At 41.6% G+C, this 18,698-nt stretch carries 17 protein-coding genes; all 17 read right to left on the minus strand.

What is annotated here, in order from left to right:
- Positions 1-13: 13 nt before the first annotated feature.
- Positions 14-1,093 (minus strand): rod shape-determining protein, encoded by a 1,080-nt coding sequence (locus RBH88_RS07285; protein WP_213691634.1) that lies wholly within the window; start codon positions 1,091-1,093, stop codon positions 14-16.
- Positions 1,090-1,770, minus strand: a complete 681-nt coding sequence (locus tag RBH88_RS07290; protein ID WP_213691635.1) for a RadC family protein — start codon at positions 1,768-1,770, stop codon at positions 1,090-1,092. Before RBH88_RS07290 ends, RBH88_RS07285 begins: the two co-directional genes overlap by 4 nt.
- A 6-nt stretch (positions 1,771-1,776) precedes the next feature.
- On the minus strand, positions 1,777-2,415 hold the full coding sequence (locus RBH88_RS07295; RefSeq protein WP_307879495.1) for an MBL fold metallo-hydrolase: 639 nt from the start codon (positions 2,413-2,415) through the stop codon (positions 1,777-1,779).
- Positions 2,415-2,864, minus strand: a complete 450-nt coding sequence (gene dtd / locus RBH88_RS07300; protein ID WP_213691637.1) for a D-aminoacyl-tRNA deacylase — start codon at positions 2,862-2,864, stop codon at positions 2,415-2,417. The genes RBH88_RS07295 and dtd overlap by 1 nt, the downstream gene beginning before the upstream one ends.
- A 9-nt stretch (positions 2,865-2,873) precedes the next feature.
- Positions 2,874-5,189 (minus strand): bifunctional (p)ppGpp synthetase/guanosine-3',5'-bis(diphosphate) 3'-pyrophosphohydrolase, encoded by a 2,316-nt coding sequence (locus RBH88_RS07305; RefSeq protein WP_307879496.1) that lies wholly within the window; start codon positions 5,187-5,189, stop codon positions 2,874-2,876.
- A 19-nt stretch (positions 5,190-5,208) separates the two neighbouring features.
- Positions 5,209-6,873, minus strand: a complete 1,665-nt coding sequence (locus tag RBH88_RS07310; RefSeq protein WP_307879497.1) for a DHH family phosphoesterase — start codon at positions 6,871-6,873, stop codon at positions 5,209-5,211.
- The gene (locus RBH88_RS07315) at positions 6,870-7,262 is read right to left on the minus strand and encodes a lipopolysaccharide assembly LapA domain-containing protein (RefSeq protein ID WP_213691783.1); all 393 of its coding nucleotides are present in this window, start codon (positions 7,260-7,262) and stop codon (positions 6,870-6,872) included. Before RBH88_RS07315 ends, RBH88_RS07310 begins: the two co-directional genes overlap by 4 nt.
- A 30-nt stretch (positions 7,263-7,292) precedes the next feature.
- Positions 7,293-8,741 carry a radical SAM protein gene (locus RBH88_RS07320; RefSeq protein WP_213691784.1) on the minus strand — a complete coding sequence of 483 codons (1,449 nt, stop codon included), beginning with the start codon at positions 8,739-8,741 and terminating at the stop codon, positions 7,293-7,295.
- Between the two features lie 189 nt (positions 8,742-8,930).
- Positions 8,931-9,806, minus strand: a complete 876-nt coding sequence (gene secF / locus RBH88_RS07325) for a protein translocase subunit SecF (protein ID WP_213691785.1) — start codon at positions 9,804-9,806, stop codon at positions 8,931-8,933.
- A gap of 17 nt (positions 9,807-9,823) precedes the next feature.
- Complete coding sequence (secD, locus tag RBH88_RS07330; protein ID WP_307879498.1) at positions 9,824-11,218, minus strand: protein translocase subunit SecD; 1,395 nt, start codon at positions 11,216-11,218, stop codon at positions 9,824-9,826.
- Positions 11,219-11,334: 116 nt separating this feature from the next.
- Positions 11,335-11,721, minus strand: coding sequence for a preprotein translocase subunit YajC (gene yajC, locus RBH88_RS07335; RefSeq protein WP_307879499.1), 387 nt, complete (start codon positions 11,719-11,721; stop codon positions 11,335-11,337).
- Positions 11,722-11,807: 86 nt separating this feature from the next.
- On the minus strand, positions 11,808-12,434 hold the full coding sequence (locus tag RBH88_RS07340; RefSeq protein WP_213691787.1) for a redox-sensing transcriptional repressor Rex: 627 nt from the start codon (positions 12,432-12,434) through the stop codon (positions 11,808-11,810).
- Positions 12,435-12,481: 47 nt separating this feature from the next.
- Entirely contained in the window at positions 12,482-13,762 is a 1,281-nt protein-coding gene (gene eno, locus RBH88_RS07345) for a phosphopyruvate hydratase (RefSeq protein WP_213691788.1), read from the minus strand.
- Positions 13,763-13,792: 30 nt separating this feature from the next.
- Positions 13,793-14,068: a S4 domain-containing protein gene (locus tag RBH88_RS07350; protein WP_213691789.1), complete on the minus strand. Its 276-nt coding sequence runs from the start codon at positions 14,066-14,068 to the stop codon at positions 13,793-13,795.
- Between the two features lie 48 nt (positions 14,069-14,116).
- Positions 14,117-15,859 carry a DNA primase gene (gene dnaG, locus RBH88_RS07355; RefSeq protein ID WP_307879500.1) on the minus strand — a complete coding sequence of 581 codons (1,743 nt, stop codon included), beginning with the start codon at positions 15,857-15,859 and terminating at the stop codon, positions 14,117-14,119.
- A 98-nt stretch (positions 15,860-15,957) separates the two neighbouring features.
- Complete coding sequence (locus tag RBH88_RS07360; protein WP_307879501.1) at positions 15,958-17,919, minus strand: sodium-translocating pyrophosphatase; 1,962 nt, start codon at positions 17,917-17,919, stop codon at positions 15,958-15,960.
- Between the two features lie 125 nt (positions 17,920-18,044).
- Positions 18,045-18,695, minus strand: coding sequence for a molybdopterin-guanine dinucleotide biosynthesis protein MobB (locus tag RBH88_RS07365; RefSeq protein WP_307879502.1), 651 nt, complete (start codon positions 18,693-18,695; stop codon positions 18,045-18,047).
- Positions 18,696-18,698: the final 3 nt, after the last annotated feature.

Below are 18,698 nucleotides of genomic sequence, written 5' to 3' on the forward strand. Positions count from 1 at the left end.
AATCTCCAATACATTACTGTGAGCCTTTTTCAACAGAGAGAAGAACCTTTTTCATATCATCAAGATTCTCAAGTATTTTCCCCACTCCTTGAGCTACTGAAAAAAGAGGATCTTCAGCAACAATAACGGGTGTACTTAACGATTTCGAAAGGCGTTCGGGAAGGCCACGAAGTTGGGAAACTCCTCCCGAAAGGATTATACCTTGATCTACAATATCTTTGGAAAGCTCAGGTGGTGTCTGCTCCAAAGCTACCTTTACCATATCTTCAATTCGACGAATAATAGGTTCAAGAGCCTCTCTAACCTCAGGGGACGTTACAACATCAGCTTTAGGAAGACCATCAGCCAAGTCTCGCCCCTTTACTGCCATCTCCAATTCTTCTTCTAGTGGGAGAGCCGAACCAATCTGTATTTTCACTTCTTCAGCCGTCGTTTCACCAATGAGAAGAGCATATTTTTGTCGTAACATGGCTATAATGGCTTCGTCCATATCCTGCCCTGCAGTACGAAGCGAATTTGTAACCACTATACCTCCAAGGGAAAGAACGGCAACTTCACTCGTTCCACCACCAATATCAAGAATCATGCTTCCTCGCGGTTCTTTAATCGGAAGGCCAACTCCTATTGCTGCAGCAACAGGCTCTTCAACAACATAAGCTTCCCGTGCACCAGCCCCTAATGTAGCATCAATAACGGCCTTTCGCTCAACTTCCGTAACTTCCGCAGGAACTGATATGACTACTCTAGGATGAGATAAAACCATACTTCCGCCTGCTGCTTTTTTAAGACAATAACGAATCAATTCCTCTGTCATATCAAAGTTAGCTATAACACCATCCTGCATTGGCCATATCGTATAAACTCCTGTTGGCGTCTTACCTGCCATTGCTTTGGCTTCTCTTCCAACAGCAATAACTTCTATATTTCCGCCGCCTTTTATTTTCTTACGGATAGCCACAGCAGAAGGCTCGTTAATTACAATTCCCTTCCCCTTCACATATACAACGATATTGGTCGTTCCCAAATCAATACCAACGTCTGTTCCAAACATACCAGAAAGAAATCTGAACACTTGAACACTCCCCACCTTCATGTGGTATACCGCGAGGGAACCCGTATTTTTTCCCCTCCGGCAGCAATAAAATGCCCAATCAATTTTATATCGAGCACTTTGAGATTCCGCTCTACAAACTCAGTTAATAATATATCTTCCCTGCTAGGAGCTAACATACCATTTGGATGGTTATGAACTAAAACCATTCCTTTTGCGTCAAGGCGAACAGCCCTTCGAAATAAATATTTTACATCAAGGTACGCTCCTTCAATACCTCCATATGATATCCTATCTCTCGATATTATATTTTCCTTATCATCAAGAAACAAAGAAACAATTACTTCTCTATCTTCATGCGAAAGAAGGTGACACAAAGAGATTACCTTATTTTCCCATTTTTCGCATTCTCCTTCTCTTTCTGTTTCTGTTTCGTATATCATCAAACGTCTGCCTAACTCCATGGCAGCTGCAATAACTGCAACCTTAGCCTTCCCTATACCTCTTATTTTGTAAAACTCGGAAATGGAGGCTTGTGATATACCTTTCAATCCACCCAACACATGTAATAACTCTGCCGACATTTCAAGAACGTCTCTGTTTCCACTGCCTGTACGAAGAAGTACTGCAAAAAGTTCTGTTAATGAAAGTGCAGCAACTCCCTCTCGAAAAAGCCTCTCTCTTGGGCGTTCAGAGGGAGGCAAATCTTTTAACTTCACGAAAAACTACTTTTTTCTCTCTGGCCAGAAGGGATTTGACTCTCTTTCCTTCCCAATAGTCGTTTCTGGCCCGTGTCCAGGAAGAACTGGCATTGAATCTGGCAGAGTTGTTAATTTTTCAAGAGAACGAGAAAGAAGTTCTCCATCTCCTCCGGGAAGATCTGTTCTCCCAACGCTCCTGGCAAAAAGCGTATCACCAGACAGGAGCAACAGTTCACCTTTATGATCCACCGCAAAACAAAGACTTCCAGGAGTATGCCCAGGAGTAGCTATAACAGATATCGAAAATTCACCTATTTGTAGTTTGTCGCCATCCTCCAGTAACCGAGAAGCTTTCCATCCAACAAAATCCAGACCTAACCATTGAGAAAGATTCAAATCTGGATCACTTAAAAGATTCTCGTCATCTCGGGAAACGGCAACCCCTTTTGAAGCATAAGGGGCAAGAGAGGAAAGTCCTCCAATGTGATCGATATGAGCATGGGTCAAAAGAATCCATTCAAGATGGATATCATTTTCTTGCATGAATGAAATTATATCTGCAGGATCTCCGCCTGGGTCAACAAAAAAACCAGTCTTTTGATTATCCCAAAAGAGGAAACCATTTGTCCATAAACTTCCCAGGGGAAAGCGCTTATAATTCATTAGAGGCCCTCCGGTGTATCAATTATGAGCGTAACTGGACCATCATTTACAAGTTCAACCATCATATGAGTTTGAAATACTCCCGTTTGAACAGGTACATTTCGTTCTCTAGCTTTCTCTACAAAAATAGTATAAAGCTTATCAGCCACATCGGGGGAAGCCGCTTCAACGAAAGAAGGGCGCCTTCCTTTTCTGCAGTTACCATAAAGAGTAAACTGAGAAACAACAAGCAATTCCCCGTTTACATCAAGAAGAGATCTGTTCATCTTCTCATCTTCATCTTCAAAAATTCTTAAATTAACTACTTTTTCTACAAGCCAATCTACATCGGCCTCTGTATCTTTTACAGAAACACCTAACAAAACAAGAAGCCCTTTATTTATGTTGCTTACCCTTTCAGCATCCACGGTTACTGATGCCGATGATACTCTTTGAACAACAGCTCTCATATTTTACCTTCACCCCCGGATGACTTCTATGACATTCTTAACCGCATTCAATCTAGCAACAACCGTGTAAAGATGCTCTATGTCTCTAACTCTGATCTCTATCTTCATTCGGGCAAGGGTTCCACCGACAACGTGAGCCTTGATCCCAACAATATTTCCATCACTTGCCATTATAGCCTGAGCTACATCAGTAAAAAGGCCAGATCTGTCCATAGCTTCGAGCTTCAATCGTGTCGTGTAATAATTCCCTCGCGTTCCAGCACCCCACGAAACGTTTATAAGTCTCGATTCTCCCGCCTCTTGTAAGTTAGGACAACCTAACCGATGAACAGTAATACCTCGAGTGCGGGTAGAATAACCGACAATTTCATCTCCTGGAACCGGAAGACAACAGCTTGCTATAACAACCTGAACACCTTCTGCGCCCTCTACTATAATATCGGAATCTGTTTTCTTTATGCCGGAAACTGGTACTTCTTCGGGTATTTCTGGTAATGCAGGAATCTGAGCCTTTCCTATCAGTTTCTGTATGAGCGTTGAAGGATTTAACGTATTGTTTCCAACAGCGACGAGGATATCTTCCCCATTGGAGTGCCCTATTTCACGGGCTATTTTATTGAGAAGGGGAATGAGTTCCTCATACTCTGTATTTATTTCTTCAACATTCCGTCTCTTTATTTCGCGTTCAAGAAGTTCATATCCGCGTTGAATTTTTTCTTGACGTTCCGCTTTTTCCTGCTGTCGGAAATATGAACGTATTTTACTCTTCGCTTTTCCACTTCTAGCCATTTTTAGCCAATCACGAGAAGGTGTTCCCTGGGGAGATGTAATAATTTTTACTATATCTCCATTCTTCACCTCGTAAGTCAGCGAAACAATTCTATTGTTAACCATAGCTCCTACACATCGGTTACCCACCTGTGTATGGATCGCATATGCAAAGTCTATAGGCGTCGATCCCTTGGGCAGTGAAACGACCTTTCCCTGGGGCGTAAAAACAAAAACATCAGATGTAAGGACATCTTCTTTCAAACGCTCTAAAAACTCTGAGGGACCAACTTCATGATCTCCTTCCAGGGCTTGGCGAATCCAAGTCAGACGAGCATCTAAATCATCGAGGACATTGCCTCCCTCTTTATATCGCCAGTGAGCTGCAATACCATATTCTGCAAGTCTGTTCATATCAGATGTTCGTATTTGAACCTCTAACGGTTCTCCCATAGGCCCCACAACAGTTGTATGGAGAGACTGATACATATTTGTTTTCGGATTAGCTATATAGTCGTCAAATTGTCCGGGGATAGGTTTCCATATTGTATGAACAATACCTAAAACAGAATAACATGTTGCTACATCGTCTACGACAACTCTCAAAGCCAAAAGATCGTATAGCTGTTCAACAGAAAGCTTTTTACGGTTCATTTTTTCATATATGCTATAAAAATGCTTAGCGCGGCCTTTAACTCTGAAGTGAATATTTTCTTGTTTTAGTCGTTCCTGGAGGATTTCTATTGCTTTTTTAATAATAGCTTCTCGCTCAGGTAATTTTTTTCGAACTCGACGACGTATTTCATAATACATATCAGGATCGGAATATTTAAAGGCCAAATCTTCTAAGCCTCGTTTAACTTGATATATTCCCAAGCGGTGAGCTAAAGGAGCATATATTTCCAGCGTTTCCTTTGCTATTCGTAACTGTTTATCTTTGCGAAGAGCCCCTAGCGTTCGCATATTATGAAGCCTGTCTGCCAATTTGATAAGAACAACACGAATATCCTTGGCCATAACAACAAACATTTTTCGAAGATTTTCAGCTTGATAATCTTCAAAAGATTTAAAAGGCAGTTTTCCTAATTTAGTAACGCCATCAACAAGGGTAACGACTTCTTCCCCGAAGGTTGACTTCACTTTTTCGGCAGAAAGAGCCGTGTCTTCAAGAACATCATGGAGAAGAGCTGCAATAAGCGTTACAACATCAAGCTGCATATCTGCCAGTATTGAAGCCACATTAATACTATGTACCACATATGGATCGCCACTTGAACGTTTTTGCTCACCATGAGCTTCCGCTGCAATAACGAAAGCTTCGCCTAATTTTTTTAACTCTTCCTTTGTTAAATAATAAGTGACCTTCGACCATAATTCGTGCCAAGCAAATTTAACAGAAATAGTTCTTTCGGTCTCTGGAATTCGGCCAATGTAGCTATCACGCAACTTCCCCAACGTCTTCTTATCAAGTCCCAAGCTCTTAAGATGACGTTCTTGCTCACTAGGATCAATTGGATCTATTTCATATTCCAAAGAATCAGTATGTATCTCTACCATGGCTCGGTCACCTTTCAAATCAAGAGTCTACAACAATATAATCGAGCATAAACTGAAGATGGGCTTGCCCACGCCAATAATTAATACTCGGATGGTAGACCCAGCCCTCAATTTTAGACGAAGGTATAGACTGAAGCATTTCCACACTGTTAAAAGCAACGAGAGACTCTGAACCACATTGTATCTTTGCATGAATGCCTGTTTTTCCCAATGGAATAACTTGCTCATCTCCCTGTCTTTCGCAAAAAAGCAACGGACAAGGATTCCCCATTCCAAAGGGACCAAGAGGCAACGCAGCATTCCAATCCTCAAAGGTGATTCGTGAAGGATGTAAGGCTAATGCAGATATTTCAGGCTCTTCATATTTTACACTAGAAAGTATTTGCTCTAAATCCACTTTAAGCTTCTCCCAATTATCTTTGGTCACAGAAAAACCTGCTGCTTGCTTATGCCCACCCCAAGCCTCAAGTTGCCCAGCAAGACAATCAAGAACATGTACAGCATTTCCGCCGTCTGGCATACGCAATGTTCCTCGGATCCAGTCTCGTACAGGTGCCGCCAAGACTACAGGAGCATTCTTTTCAGAACATAGGCGACTCGCTACACCACTCAAAACACCGACTGGCCAAGATTCTTCAAAAAGAACATGTTTCGAATCTTCATCGACAACTTTCGCAGCCTCTTTGGTTATTCGTGTTGAAAGGTTTTGTCTCTTTCTATTTATTGAAATAAGTTCCTCCACGCGACTATCAATGTTATCTTCACCAATTAAAACTTTTACTGCGAGATCTGCATAAGAAAGGCGACCAGCAGCATTAAGACAAGGTATAACTTTCATGGCAAGATGTTCTTCATTAATGAAACGCTGGGAAAGCCCTAATTTTCTAATAAGCTGCTCCAATCCAATCCGGCTGGAAAAACGAATTTTCTGAATGCCTTCCTTTACCAAAGCTCTGTTTAAAATTTCAAGAGGCATACAATCAGCGACGGTGGACAAAGCTACTAAATCAAGACGATCTAGCAGCCACCTACGCGGCATAATTTCAAACTGATAGGCCCACATCCATAATACAGCTGTTGCACAAAGCCGACGAGCCTCATTATCGCCATCTATTTGTGGATTAACGACAAAAGAGTCAGGAATTTCATCTCTGTCTGGTAGGTGATGATCAAAAACAAAAACATTCATCCCCTCTTTACGAGCCGCTTGTAAGATATCTTTATCTTTTGTACCACAATCAACAATAACAAGGGTATCACACCCTGCTCCAAGAAGTTGTTGAACAACGTCTTGATGAAGCCCATACCCTTCAAAATGCCTGTGAGGAATATAATATCTGACTCCTGTTGCTTGCCTTTGACATAATTCCATTGCTAAAGTTGTGGATGAAACTCCATCCACATCATAATCACCATAGACAACAACATTGCCCAATGAAGAAAGACTTCGCCATTTATCCGCCACCACTTTTGCCGCTTCACCAAGAAAACAGGAAGACGTTAAGAAATCAAGGCTCGGACGAAGCCAGGCCCGAGCCTTGTCTATATCGTGAAGAGAAAATCTTCCTTGCATATCTAAAAGAGCAGCAACGAGAGGCGAACAATTTAATTCATTGGCAATGCTGTAACTTGTTGTTGCCGGCACTGCCACTTTAAGTTTCGATCTTGAACAAAAAGATGTCACTGTTTGTCATTTTCCTCTCTTTGCGTAAAGTCTGGTTCTACTATTTCAGTTTCTGCATGCGTTTGCACTTTTTCTACGGTTGAAGAAGATACCGCTGCCGTAGCATTCATAGCATTAAGCAACGACATGCGTTCCTCTTCCATCTTTTTTACCTTGCCTTCTAACTCACGAATCTGTTTCTTATACTTTACTCGTGATTCGAGAGCTGCAGACATGGAAACAAGCCACATGAGAACGCAGCCTCCTGCAAAAACAGCTACCTCCCAAATACCTTGAGGAACCTGACGAGTCCATATTAAAAACTTGACAGTAATCTCCCCTGTATTCTGAAAAGCAAAAACCGCAGATAACATCATTGCAAGTCCCACAGCTAAAGCGTAACTCCTCATGTGACTCCCTCCTCAGGATCCGACTACCCACTAACGACGAGAGCCGGCTGGTAGATTCATCCTTTCGAGCCACTCTTTTTTATCTTCTTTTTCGAGGCTCTTCAGATACTTTTCTTTTTCTCCATGCTTCCACAATGGATCATAAATCTCTTTCATTTCACGTGCATATTCATCAAGAGCGCGAGGAATGCTACCAGAAAGTATTTTTTCTAACCCTTCGTGACACGGCCTTGCTCCAAATTTTTTGACAGCATCTCGTAGCACTTCTGGATGATCCAAAATCATACACGGACGAAGAAGGTTATCATCTCCATCGTATGGAAGTTGGTTACGAATATACGTGAAGAATGGACTTCCTGCAATCTCCACAAGAGATTTTTCCCTAATATTATCAACTGCAAAGGGAGCAAAAACACATGGCTCAACGCTTCCATCAGAAATCACATGCCAATAACGCTCTCCAGCAGCCATACACCCATCAACATATGGCCCGTCATTCCAAAAATCACCTATGAAGATTGGAAATTCTCCACTATGGCGCCACTCTTCAACCTTTTTATGTAACATTGAACGCTGCTTAGGTGTCGACATGTACGTCAAGTCGGGATTTTCCCCTATTGGAACGTATTGAAAAAACCATCCTATTTTACAACCTCTGTCTATCATCGTCTTAATAAATTCATCGCTCGACATATAATCCGCTGTATTACGCGTATATGTAGCACTAAATCCGAACATTACTCCGGCTTCGTTAAGTCGACGATAAGCAGCTATCACCTTATCATATATTCCCTGACCACGTCGTAAATCAGTGAGTTCTCGACTTCCTTCCACAGAAATCATGGGCATAACATTACCCAAATCAACAAGTCGTTGCACCATTGTATCATCGAGAAGTGTTCCATTTGTATAGACCTGGAAGTAACAATCGTCATGTTTTTCCCACAAATCAAGCAAATCATTGCGGAAAAAAGCTTCTCCTCCAGAAAATGTAAAAAAGTACATGCCCAGCTCTTTTGCATCGGTAAGAAGCTTATCAAGTTCTCCAAATGTAAGTTCATTACTTGTGTCATATTCGGCAGCATAACATCCCTTGCAATGAAGGTTACATTTCATTGTAGGGCTAATAACCATGAAATTAGGCAAATGGACATTATACTCTTTCTCTTTTTTGTCACGGATGCCTCTGCCAAGGACCATAAAGTTAACAACAAGATTTTGAATAAATTTGGAAAGGCAGTGAGGATTGAGTTCCAGGGCAATTCGACGAACAACCCCCACAAAGGGATCATTCTGTAGAACCATGTCTGAAAGCTGTTTAAAAGTTTCTCGATGATACCGCGCAGGAGCAATACTTGCAATTGCTCTGAAAAGAGATGCTAGTTGTCTATCATCCCCTTTCCGAAGCATTAATGCAGCTTTTTCGATAGCTTTTTGGGAAAAATGCCCTTTAGCTTTATCGATCATTGAAATGGCCACTTTCATCATCTCCTTTAAGTGATTTTGACCTTGACCATTTACTTTTTTTCGAAAAGGCGAATTTTTTTCATTTTAATAGAGTATTTGCATTAAGTAAAGCAAATATAAAACATGTTAAAAAAACAGGGGGCAAGAAAGAAAGTTCTTTCGCCCCCTGGGATCCTCTATTACAAATAAGAGAAAATTACATTATTTTTTGTTAGTATCTTTTAAATACCATTCCGTTAATAGAGAGCCTGCCACATAAATCGAACTATATGTTCCTACGACGATACCAACAAGCAAAGCTAAAGAGAAATTAGCTATAACCGGTCCACCCCAAATGAAAAGGGCAAGTACAGGTAGGAACGTTGTCAAAGATGTATTGATCGTTCTTGACAGAGTTTGATTGATAGACATATCAAGCAAGTTGGCAATTCCCTCTTGTCTCAAATACTTCCAATTTTCACGTACTCTATCAAGTACGACTATTGTATCATTAAGAGAATAACCGACAATAGTTAAAATAGCAGCGATGAAAGGCAAACTAATCTCTCGACCAGTAAGACTGAATACACCCAATGTAATAATAGAGTCATGAATTAGTGCAGCAACGCTAACTACGGCAAATCTAAACCGGAAGCGAACTGTTATATACGCTAAAATTCCCAAAAGGGCAAGTCCCACAGCAATTAACGCTTCGCGGCGCAATTTTTCGCCAACAACTGGTCCTACCTTCTCGAATCGAAGCACTTCCATGTCCTGATATTTATCTTTAAGTGACTGGATAACTTCTTTGCGAGATTCCTCTGTATCGGCATTAACTCGAATAATAACTCCGCGATCGCTATAAGCCTGAATAACAGCCTGTTTTTGGCCGACTCCTGCCAAAACATTACGAACATCCCCTACTGGGACAGGAGAACTAAACTCTACTTGAACAACGTTACCTCCTGTGAAGTCTATACCCAGATTAAGTCCCTTCACTAAAAGGAGTCCAAGGCTCACTACAATAAGTACCAGGCTAAGAAGGAGCGCTTGTCGCCGATGCTTCATAAGTTGAAAAGAAAACTTTTTATTGAACATGTGCAAACCCCCCTCGCCTATGAACGGTGACTAGAAAAAGAAGCTTTAGAACCACTCATGAGAGCCTGGAGCAAAACACGGGTGACAATAACTGCGCTGAAAACGCTCGCTAAAATCCCTATGCTTAACGTAACAGCAAACCCTCGAACAGGACCACTTCCAAAATAATAGAGAACTCCTGCCGCTATAAGAGTAGTAACGTTGGCATCAAGAATGGTTGTTAACGCTTTTTTAAATCCTGCATCAATTGCAGCACTAGGCGTTTTACCCATTTCAGACTCTTCTTTTACTCTTTCATAAATCAAGATGTTTCCATCTACTGCCATTCCGATAGTCAAAATAATACCGGCTATTCCTGGCAAAGTCAGAGTTGCCTTCAAGCTGATAAGGCCAGCAAAGACAAGAAGGATACATACACCAAGCGCAACATCGGCTGCTAAACCAAGACTTCTATAGTAAAGCAACATAAAGCCCAAAACAAGCAAAGTACCAATAAGTCCCGCTTTAAGTCCAGATCTGACAGAATCTGCTCCGAGGCTGGGTCCAACAGATCGGTTTTCTATTACTTCTACAGGAACAGGAAGGGCGCCTGCTCGAAGCATTATGGCCAAACGCTGAGCTTCTGTAGCAGAGAAACGTCCTGAAATCTGCGCATTACCACCACTGATACGCTCTTGAACCACAGGCGCAGAAACTACATTTCCGTCAAGGATAATAGCTATCTGTTTCCCTACATTATCTGCCGTCGCCTGTTCAAAAAGCTTTGCACCTTCAGAATTAAACTCAAGAGTAACAACTGCCCGCCCCAAATTATCAAACTGAGTCTTGGCATCAACAAGATGTTTCCCGCTTACAAGAGCTGAACCAAGCAAAAAATATCTGCCTTCATCATCTTGGGCGACAATTGCACCTTCAATAGTTTGAGACTGTTTTTCCAGTTCAGATTTGTATGTTTCAATTTCACTCTTAGCTTCGTTCCATCTTTCTTGGGCCGTTTTGAATTCTTCGTCGTTAACATAATTAGGCCGTTCAGGGCCAGGAGGGACTGCCGGAGTTGCACCGATAACCTTCCGGAACTCAAGCAAGGCTGTTTTTCCAATAAGCTCAAGTGCTGCTTCAGGATCTTCCACACCTGGCAAATCGACTATTACACGATCCCGTCCCTCTCGCTGAATCACCGGTTCCGCAACACCATACTGATCTATACGATTTCTTAAAACAGCCAATAGCCGTTCTATACTATCGTCAGTAAGGACACTACCTGGCACAGACTTTGCCTGGAGAACAATATGCGCTCCGCCTTTCAAGTCAAGACCTAAATTTATCTTTCCTTTTATAGGAAAGACAGAGAGCAGGGCGGCAACAATTACCACTGCAACTAAGACAAGCCGCCATCGGTCTTTCTTCAACATGACTTTAACCTCCCTAAACCTTAAGTTCCAAAAACTTTAACATTGAACAAAATCATAGAAAAAGGAGCGGACACTCAGAGTATCCACTCCATTTACACTATAATATAAGAGTTAACCTACTTCTCTTCATCTTCCTTTGTCTCTTCTTCAGAAGGAGCCTCGGAAGTAGCTTTTTCATTGCTTACTGCTGGCTCAGCTGCTGCAGATCTCTTATTGATGATAGAAGATTTGAGAATACGAACCTTCACACCGTCTGCTATTTCAAGAATTATGCTGTCATCTTTCACTTCGCGAACTGTACCAAAAAAGCCACCTGCAGTTATAACCTGATCGCCACGAGTCAGGGCTGCCAAAAGATCATCATGCTGCTTTTGACGTTTCTTTTGCGGCCTAATGATAAAGAAATAAAAAATAAGCACAAATATTACGAGAGGGAAAAGCATCCCCAAAAGACCACCTTGCGCTCCACCAGCTCCTGTTGTCTGACCACACTGCTGATTCAAATAAAACGCCTCCTCTTCTAAATTCATCCCTTTGAGTTCAACAGTGATATTCTAGCAGAATATCAAATCCATAAAAGGGTTTATTATTACTCTTCTCTATGTTTGAGATAAAAAAGTAATTTTTCGAGCTCTACAGATATATCTACACTATAAACAAGCACACTATCAGGGGCAACAATAGCCAAGGGAGAAAAGTTAAGAATCCCTTTTACAGTGCCGACAGAAACTATTTTATCAACACATTCCTGAGCCACGGATGATGGTACCGTCAAAATAATAACTTCAATACCATTCTTCTTCATGACATCATATATGTCATCCATGTGATAGCAAGGAATACCAGCAACTCTTTTCCCTACTTTTTCAGGATCTACGTCAAAAAGCACTTTAATATCAAATTTTGAGCTTTTGAAAGCTTTATGCCCGAGAAGGGCTTCGCCCAGACGTCCGACCCCCACAAGGGCTATAGGCCATTTTCGCGGAGAAGCAAGTATTTCATCAACATGTCTATACAGTTTCTCTACGTGATAACCCACCCCCCTTTTTCCAATTTCACCGAAATAAGAAAGATCTTTTCTTACCTGACTCGCTTTAAAAGCAAGCATCTCTCCTATTTCTTGGGAAGAAACTACCTTCTGACCTTCATGATAAAGCTGCTCTAATAATCGATGATATTGAACAAGCCTTTCAACTGTAGGTTCAGCAATTTTCATTTTTTCACGTCCTTCAATCTTCTCTCAAAATATGTGCGGCCCTCTGACTATGAAATTTTGAAACGAGACAGCCCCGCATAGCCAGTTCCAAATCCTTCTATTTCTTCCTCTATGCGAAGGAGTTGGTTATATTTTGCTACTCTGTCAATACGTGCTGGAGCTCCGCTCTTAATTTGACCTGCTGCTACAGCAACGGCCAGATCACTAATAAACGTGTCATCCGTCTCTCCAGACCGGTGGGAAATAACGGTGCTATATCCATGACGTACAGCCATATCAATAACATTCATTGTTTCACTTACCGTCCCTATTTGATTCAATTTAATCAGTATAGAGTTGGCAACTTTCTGATTAAACCCTTCTTGCAACCGCTCTGGATTCGTAACAAAGATATCATCTCCAACCAATTGCACAGACGTTCCTAATGCATGAGTCAGAGACGCCCACCCCTTCCAATCGTCTTCAGCCATTCCATCTTCAATAGAAACAACTGGATATGCTTTGCAGAGATCAGTATAATACGAAATTATATCGCCTGTATCCAGAGTTCTTCCTTCACCGGCAAACTCATATTTACCATCTTTGTATATCTCAGAAGCAGCAACATCAAGGGCTAAACTTATCTGATCACCAGGAGTATAACCAGCTTTTTCTACAGCTTCAAGGATCAAATCGATGGCCTCTCTATTGCTTTGCAAGTTGGGAGCAAAGCCACCTTCATCACCAATTGCCGTACTGTATCCACGAGTCTTAAGCGTCTTTTTCAAAGAATGGTAGGTCTCTGCTGCCATACGAAGGGCTTCTGCAAAAGAACTCGCTCCATGGGGAACAATCATGAATTCCTGTATATCAAGATTATTATCGGCATGAGCACCGCCATTGATTACGTTCATCATTGGGGTAGGCAAAAGATATGGTCTAATTCCTCCCAAATAAGCCCAAAGTGGAAGGCCATGATCTTCGGCTGCTGCTCGTGCGACAGCCATTGAAACTCCAAGGATAGCATTGGCTCCCAAATTTGATTTGTTATCTGTTCCATCTATTTCTAATAACGCCATATCAATGGAAGCCTGCTCTGAAGGATCACTCCCCACAAGTTCCGGCCCAATTTTATCGTTTATATTTCCGACAGCCGTCAATACCCCCTTACCCATATAGCGGTTTCCACCATCCCGCAATTCCAAAGCTTCATGAGTACCTGTAGAAGCTCCGGAGGGTACCGCAGCTGTTGCTATAATGCCGTTATCAAGCCAAACCTCTACCTCTACTGTAGGATTTCCTCGTGAATCAAGAATTTCTCTTCCATAAACACCCGCTATGATACCCATCCCTATCATCTCCAATTCAAAAAATTCCGTTTACCACGGCTTTTCATCAGATTTAACACGACGTTCCTCTTGCAACTCGTAAGGTATTGACTCTTTTCTTCTTATCATCTTTTCGTCGTCAATTAAAACTTTTATCGTGAGAACACGTGTTGGGTAGGCTATTTCTACAGTGTCTCCCATCCGAACCTGAGCGGAAGAACGACATTGGCGACCATTGAGGCGCACGGCTCCTACTTCTACCATCTCCTGAGCCACGACTCTCCTTTTTACTAACCTTGACTCTTTCAAATATTTATCAAGTCTCACATTGTTCCTCCATACACAAATCTAGATTAAGTATAACAAAAATTTGTATTAGCGAGCTTTCAAATTTTTGGCAATTTTACTATACTCTTCTAGCTCTTCTCTCGTTGCTTTACCTTGCAACATCCTTTTCTCAATTCTTTTAAAAACATTTTCTGACTTTCTTCTATGCAATGCTTCTGAAACAGCTTTCCAACACTCTTCTTCTTCACTGAAAGAGTCACAAAAAGCCCCTCCAGAAGCCAAAATTCTAAATGGGAGTGTTTCACTCAAATTACGCCAATGCTCTTCTAGCTTTTCTGGAGATTGCCCAGAGAAAAGAGCTGCTATCATACCCTTAAGCCCTTCATTATCTATAAGCAGAAAAACTTCATCAGGGTCAACTGTTCGACGCCGCACGGGGTTATTCCAAAGACAATATACGAGTGCCGCCTCAAGAGGGTCAATAGTTTCATTTAAAGCATTATGTTCCTCTTTTTGAGCATCTCCGTCTCTGTGCTCTGACACATTTGATTTTGACACGTTTCTTGCCACACGCAGAGAGTCAAGCTGAAGCTGCAATTCGTGAGGAAGAACTCCTAAAACAGCACTTACTCTCGGAACATAAGGCGCAATATCGATAGGATTCAGCTGAGCAAATCCTTGAAGTAAATCTTCAACGGCAGTTCTTCTTGTCTGAGGATTTTCAAGTTGCGATTGTCGCAAAGAAAGGTGGAAAAGGACTAAAGGCAACGCTCTGTTCAGCGATTTATTGAACAGAGCCTTTCCATCTTCATGGGAAAGCAAATCATCTGGATCTTTTCCTGAAGGCAATCCAACGACGCGAACATCCAAGCCACATTGCTGCAAAACATACATACTCCGTACTGTAGCCTCTTGTCCAGCTGTATCTGAATCGTAACAAATAAAGCAAAGATCCGTAAAGCGTTTTAATAGGCGCGCCTGATCTTCTGTCAAGGCTGTACCTAAGGACGCAATAGTTTCTTTATATCCTGAAAGATGCAATCGGATTGCATCCATATATCCTTCAACAAGAATCGCTCGCTTCTTTTCTCGAATCTCTTGTTTAGCTACGTGTAATAAATAGAGATTTTGACGCTTACTGTATAAAAGTCCTTCTGGGCTATTAATATATTTTGCTCCATCTCCATCTGTAACTCTTCCGCCAAAAGCAAGAAGTTTTCCTGAAACGTCGCGGATAGGAAAAATAATTCTACCCCTAAAACGATCATATACTCCTTTTGTTCCCTCTATGACAAGTCCACAATCCAATGCTTCTTTTAGAGAGGTTTTTTCTTTTTTCAAATGGCTCCATAATGAATCCCATGAAGATGGAGCCCAACCTAACTCAAACATTGGTGCATCTTCTGGCGTTATATCTCTCTTATTGAGATAATGCAATGCTATACGTCCACCAGGCTCTTTCAAAGCTGTACGATAAAATAGTAAAGAGAGCTCCATAATATCAAATAAAGAACGTTTGTCCTCACTTTTCCCAGACACAGAAGGAACAGAAAGAGTCACTCCAGCCTTGCGAGCAAGAATTTCTAGAGCTTCTCTAAAGTCTAGTCCTTCAATTTTCATAATAAACGAAAAAATGTCTCCGCCTTCTCCACATCCAAAACAGTGAAAAGTCTGCCGATCAGGAGAGACTATAAAAGAAGGGGTCTTTTCTTGATGGAAGGGACACAAGCCTTTAAAGTTTTTGCCTGTCTTATGAAGACGAACATAGTCGCCTACAACATCAACAATATCAAGTCGTTCTTTTATAAGACGAACTGCATCCTCACCCACCTGAGATCACCTCCACTTAATACAGCATAAGAAAAAAGGGGAAGGATATCAATCCTTCCCCTCAGAAAATACAATCTTTACAATAAACTTTACCTAACTTACATGAAGAGAGGAGCTAAAACCAAAGCTACGACTGACATCAACTTAATCAAAATATTCAAGCTTGGACCAGACGTATCTTTGAAAGGATCTCCCACTGTGTCTCCTACAACTGCAGCAGCGTGATTACTTGTTCCCTTACCGCCGAAGTTTCCTTCTTCTATGTACTTTTTGGCGTTATCCCACGCACCACCCGAGTTTGACATGAAGATAGCCATCATAACACCGGTAACGATAGATCCTCCGAGAAGACCACCCAATGCTTCAGGACCAAGAATCAATCCAACAAGAATAGGGGTAATGACAGCCAAAAGACCAGGAATAACCATTTCTTTCAAAGCAGCGCCAGTTGAAATATCAACACATCGCTCATACTCTGGGCGTCCTGTTCCCTCCATAATGCCTGGAATCTCACGGAACTGTCTTCGGACTTCATCAATCATGGATTGAGCAGCTCGTCCAACAGCCTGAATTGTCAAAGCGCTGAAAAGGAAAGGTAACATGCCTCCGATGAACAACCCCACCATAACCTGAGGATCTTTTAAGTCAATGGCATCAAGATTAACAGCATGCGCATATGCAGCAAAAAGAGCTAACGCTGTAAGAGCTGCGGAACCAATGGCCAAACCTTTACCCATAGCAGCTGTAGTATTCCCTACGGCGTCAAGTTTATCGGTAATTTCGCGAACTTCATGAGGAAGGTGACTCATTTCTGCGATTCCACCAGCGTTATCAGCGATAGGTCCGTAAGCATCAACGCTCAGTGTCATTCCAGTGATTGAAAGCATACCAACGGCTGCACATGCAATACCGAAGAGGCCTCCAAATTTATAACCAACAAGAGAAGCAACACAGATCAGTATAACAGGTATAACAGTGGATTTCATTCCCACAGCTATACCGGAAAGAATAACAGTAGCTGGTCCTGTCTCTGAGGATTTGGCGATCTGCTTAACAGAATTATAGTCTCCAGACGTATAAATTTCAGTCACATAACCAATGAGAACTCCCACAGCCACTCCGGAAAGAACAGCCCAGAAAAGAGTTAAGTCTCCCAAAACAGCTTTGGTTACAAAGAAAGAGCCTGCAATCATAACTCCGCCTGTTACAAAGGTACCTATTCTGAGAGCAACCTGTGCATTGCCGCCTTCTTTAACACGGACAAACATCGTTCCGATAATGGCTGAAACAATTCCTAAACCAGCCAGAAGAAGGGGATAGTAAATGCCACGACCTCCAAAAACGGTCAAACCAATAGCCATAGCTGCAATAATCGAATTTACATATGATTCAAAAAGGTCGGCACCCATTCCGGCAATATCTCCAACGTTATCACCAACGTTATCGGCAATAACAGCTGGATTACGTGGGTCGTCTTCAGGAATTCCGGCTTCAACTTTACCAACCAAGTCAGCTCCCACATCGGCAGCTTTAGTATAAATGCCTCCACCAACACGAGCGAAAAGAGCAATGGAGCTTGCTCCGAAACCAAAACCTGTTATGATGTTGGGATCCTTGAAAAGAACGTAGCAAAGCATTATTCCAAGAACACCAAGACCGACAACAGACATCCCCATAACGCTTCCGCCACGGAAAGCGACACCAAGAGCCTCATTCATTCCATGAGTGGCAGCATAAGAAGTTCTTCCATTAGAGCGTGTGGCAACTGTCATGCCAATATATCCAGCGATAGCACTGAAGAGAGCACCTACTAAGAAAGAAACAGCTGTCCCCATGCCGATTTTAAAGCCAAGAAGAGCTCCAACAAGTATTGCGAAAGGGAACAACCAACGATACTCCCTCGAAAGGAAAGCCATTGCCCCACCATGAATGATTTCTGAAAGTTCATTAACTCTTTCGTTTTTGACTTCAAACGCTTTAATTTTGCTATATGCAAAGAAAGCGTAAACGAGAGCCAGAACTCCAGATCCTACTACGATCCAAAACGCCTGAGAATCCATACAAAGAAACCTCCCTTTAATTCATAAAAACTTGAAAAAGACAGCCCGCCTCAATAGGCGGGCAACTACGGCCAAAAACTCAGTCAATTATAGTAAGGAGAGATAGTAAAGACAAGTGATAAAACCTATTTCCTTTTGTCTTTCTTTATAAATATTTCAATATTTCCATTTAATTTTCCTATTTTCTTCAAAGAAGAGAGCATGCCCTTTATGCCACCCTCGATAAACTCCGCTACAAAAGGTTTTAAATGTATATACTCCCCTTCTACAGTCAGAGTAAGTTTATTGGGATTTGCCTTACGAGATAATGAAAGAATATATTCCGCCAAAAATTTTTCTTCTCCAACATAAAATATTTGTCTTGAACATTTCGTCTCTTTTTCTCTCTTTGAATTCAAACTGTAAAAAGCAACAACTCCCAAAATATCTGAAGGACAATCTTCAGGTTCTCCTATCCAAACCTTCGGGTAGGAGAAAGATTTTCCCCCTTCAATTAGAAGAATGTCAAGATCAGGCTCTATATTATACTGTATTTTTTCAAGGGGCAAGTCTCCTGCTTTTTCATATCGATAACCATCAACACCCCAATAAAGCACCGGGATATCGTATAATAAAGCTTTTCCCGTATCTGTATGGCATGATGATAAAACTTTTTCATGAGAGTGTTTGACATAAGTAACTTTAGCATCAGCTTCCTTTAGATATTCAAGCAATAAAAGGCAAAGGCTTGTTTTACCACTGTTTTTTATCCCAGCGACAGTAAAAATAAAAGCCATATC

Source organism: Aminobacterium sp. MB27-C1, assembly GCF_030908405.1.
In the GTDB taxonomy this organism is placed as follows: domain Bacteria; phylum Synergistota; class Synergistia; order Synergistales; family Aminobacteriaceae; genus Aminobacterium.

What these genes read in the sequence shown, in the direction of transcription:
- RBH88_RS07305 (WP_307879496.1), bottom strand. Translation starts at nt 5,189, where the DNA reads ATGGTAGAGATACATACTGATTCTTTGGAATATGAAATAGATCCAATT.
- RBH88_RS07315 (WP_213691783.1), bottom strand. Translation starts at nt 7,262, where the DNA reads ATGAGGAGTTACGCTTTAGCTGTGGGACTTGCAATGATGTTATCTGCG.
- secF (WP_213691785.1), bottom strand. Translation starts at nt 9,806, where the DNA reads ATGTTCAATAAAAAGTTTTCTTTTCAACTTATGAAGCATCGGCGACAA.
- secD (WP_307879498.1), bottom strand. Translation starts at nt 11,218, where the DNA reads ATGTTGAAGAAAGACCGATGGCGGCTTGTCTTAGTTGCAGTGGTAATT.
- RBH88_RS07340 (WP_213691787.1), bottom strand. Translation starts at nt 12,434, where the DNA reads ATGAAAATTGCTGAACCTACAGTTGAAAGGCTTGTTCAATATCATCGA.
- RBH88_RS07295 (WP_307879495.1), bottom strand. Translation starts at nt 2,415, where the DNA reads ATGAATTATAAGCGCTTTCCCCTGGGAAGTTTATGGACAAATGGTTTC.
- eno (WP_213691788.1), bottom strand. Translation starts at nt 13,762, where the DNA reads ATGGGTATCATAGCGGGTGTTTATGGAAGAGAAATTCTTGATTCACGA.
- dtd (WP_213691637.1), bottom strand. Translation starts at nt 2,864, where the DNA reads ATGAGAGCTGTTGTTCAAAGAGTATCATCGGCATCAGTAACCGTGGAT.
- RBH88_RS07365 (WP_307879502.1), bottom strand. Translation starts at nt 18,695, where the DNA reads ATGGCTTTTATTTTTACTGTCGCTGGGATAAAAAACAGTGGTAAAACA.
- RBH88_RS07285 (WP_213691634.1), bottom strand. Translation starts at nt 1,093, where the DNA reads ATGAAGGTGGGGAGTGTTCAAGTGTTCAGATTTCTTTCTGGTATGTTT.
- RBH88_RS07360 (WP_307879501.1), bottom strand. Translation starts at nt 17,919, where the DNA reads ATGGATTCTCAGGCGTTTTGGATCGTAGTAGGATCTGGAGTTCTGGCT.